Below are 2844 nucleotides of genomic sequence, written 5' to 3' on the forward strand. Positions count from 1 at the left end.
GGATGATCTGGCCGGCAGCCCAGACTGCGGCCACACCACCGCCGCTCAAGACGACGGCAATACCGCCGGCGATGAGGGCCTTACGAACCCCCGGAGTCATGGTGGACATGGCCGAATCCTTTCTCCGCTCCTCCCCGGGCCGGTAAGGGGCGGGCAGCAAAGAACTGATGACTCCATGATGACGCTTGAAGCTGTGTGGGGGCTGTGGATCCAGACACAACTGAGTCGCAGTTGTTGTCGTTTTGACGGCTCAGAACGACATTAACTGCGACTCAGTTGGGTGAGGCGCGGGTGGTCAGCCTTCGACGCGAGCCGCTCCAGGATCAGCTGCTTGACGCGGCCGGCGTCGGCCTGCCCTCGGGTGGCCTTCATGACTCCGCCGACGATCGCACCGATGGCCTGAACCTTGCCGCCGCGGATCTTCTCCGCAACGTCGGGCTGGGCCGCCAGTGCGGCGTCGATCGCTTCCAGCAGGGGGCCGTCGTCGGACACGACCGCGAGGCCGCGCTTCTCGACGATCTCGCCGGGGTTCCTTCGCCGGCGAGGACGCCGTCGAGTACCTGGGAGGCCATCTTGTTGTTGATCTTGCCGCCCTCGACGAGCTTGTTGAGCTCCACGATGGTTTCCGGCGTGACGCCGAGTTCGGAAGGATCGACGTCGGCTGTCTTCGCGCGTCCGACAATCTCGCCCATCCACCACTTGCGGGCCACGGAGGCGCTGGCACCGGCGGCGATGGTCTCCTCGATGGAGTCCATGACGCCGGCGTTCACGACGTCGCGGAACTCGAGGTCCGAATAGCCCCAGTCGGCCTGGAGCCGCTTGCGGCGCGCAGCGGGCGGCTCGGGCAGCGTGGCGCGGAGTTCTTCGACCATTCGCGGGATGCCAGGACCGGAACGAGGGTCCGGCTCCGGGAAGTAGCGGTAGTCGTCGGCGTCGGACTTTGCGCGGCCCGACGTCGTCGTGCGCGTGTCCTCGTGCCAGTGGCGCGTTTCCTGGATGACCGGCTCGCCGGAGTCCAGGACGGCTGCGTGGCGCTGGATTTCGTAACGGACGGCGTGCTCGACGGCGCGCAGCGAGTTCACGTTCTTCGTTTCGGAACGGATGCCGAAACGTTCGCGGCCGTGCGGGCGCAGCGAGACGTTGGCGTCGCAGCGGACGTTGCCGCGTTCCATCTTGGCGTCGGAAACGCCGAGGTTCTTGACGATTTCGCGTACTGCGGCCACGTAGGCCTTGGCGAGCTCAGGTGCCCGGCTACCCGCGCCCTCGATCGGCTTGGTGACGATTTCGACGAGCGGAACACCGGAACGGTTGTAGTCCACCAACGAATAGTCGGCGCCCTGGATGCGACCCGTGGCGCCACCCATGTGGGTCAGCTTGCCGGCGTCCTCCTCCATGTGCGCACGCTCGATCTCGACGCGGAACACAGTGCCGTCCGAGAGCTCGATGTCCAGGTAGCCGTCGTACGCGATGGGCTCGTCGTACTGGGACGTCTGGAAGTTCTTCGGGGTGTCCGGGTAGAAGTAGTTCTTCCGGGCGAAGCGGCAGGACTCGGCGATCTTGCAGTTCAGGGCAAGGCCGATCTTGATGGAAGACTCTACCGCCGTCTTGTTCACCACGGGCAGGACGCCGGGCATGCCAAGGTCAACCTCGTTGACGTTGGTGTTCGGCTCGTCGCCGAAGACATTCGGAGCGGAGGAGAACATCTTGGTCTTGGTGTTGAGCTCCACGTGGACCTCGAAGCCAAGGACGGGGTCGTACTTCTCCATGGCCTCTTCGAAGCTGAGGATGGCGTCGGTAGACATCAGTTGGAACCTCCGGCGGTGTTGAATGCGGTACCGAGACCTGCGTTTTTCAATTCAGGTGCCTTCGCCAACAGCGGGCCACCCCACTTCTCTTCAAGCAAGGATTCAAGGACAGCGCCCACGCGGTACAGGCGGGCGTCCTCGCGGGCAGGCGCCAGCAGCTGGATGCCTACGGGCAGGCCGTCTTCGTCGGCCAGGCCGCCAGGCAGGGACAAGCCCGGGATACCGGCCATGTTCGCCGGGATGGTGGCGACGTCGTTGAGGTACATGGCCAGCGGATCGTCCAGCTTCTCCCCCAGCTTGAAGGCCGTCGTGGGAGCCGTCGGCGAAATCAGGACGTCGGCCTGCGCGAACGCGGCGTCGAAGTCGCGCTGGATCAGCGTGCGGACCTTCTGCGCCGAACCGTAGTAGGCGTCGTAGTAGCCGGCGCTCAGGGCGTAGGTGCCCAGGATGATGCGGCGCTTGACCTCATCGCCGAAACCGGCGGCGCGAGTGGCACCCATGACACGTTCGATCGTCATGGGACCGTCCTTGGGCAGGACACGCAAGCCGTAGCGGACGCCGTCGAACTTGGCCAGGTTGCTCGAAACCTCGGACGGCATGATCAGGTAGTAGGCGCCCAGCGCGTACTTGAAGTTGGGGCAGGAAACCTCGACGATTTCCGCGCCGGCCTCCTTGAGCAGCTCAAGGGACTCGTTGAAACGGTTCTCGACGCCGGCCTGGTAGCCCTCGCCGTGGAGTTCCTTGACGATGCCGATCTTCATGCCGGTGACGTTGCCCGTCTTGGCTGCGGAAACGAGCGTATCGAAGGGGTCCGTCAGCGAGGTGGAGTCGAAGGGGTCGTGTCCACCGATGACTTCCTGCAGCAGGGCCGAGTCCAGCACGGTCCGCGAAACCGGACCGATCTGGTCCAGCGACGACGCCATGGCAATGGCGCCGTAACGGGAAACGGCACCGTAGGTGGGCTTCATGCCGACCGTGCCGGTGACGGCGCCAGGCTGGCGGATGGATCCGCCGGTGTCCGTGCCGAGGGCCAGCGGAG

The 2844-nt window shown here is 65.2% G+C and carries 1 protein-coding gene and 1 pseudogene; both read right to left on the reverse strand.

Annotated elements, in window-relative coordinates:
* Positions 1–261 precede the first annotated feature (261 nt).
* A pseudogene (gene gatB / locus AHiyo1_RS05650) lies at positions 262–1802 on the reverse strand (Asp-tRNA(Asn)/Glu-tRNA(Gln) amidotransferase subunit GatB).
* The coding region (locus AHiyo1_RS05655; protein ID WP_059387886.1) for an amidase family protein at positions 1802–2844 on the reverse strand (1043 nt) is incomplete at its 5' end. The pseudogene gatB and the gene AHiyo1_RS05655, both read right to left, overlap by 1 nt.

The sequence above is a fragment of the Arthrobacter sp. Hiyo1 genome (genome assembly GCF_001263615.2).
In the GTDB taxonomy this organism is placed as follows: Bacteria; Actinomycetota; Actinomycetes; order Actinomycetales; family Micrococcaceae; genus Arthrobacter.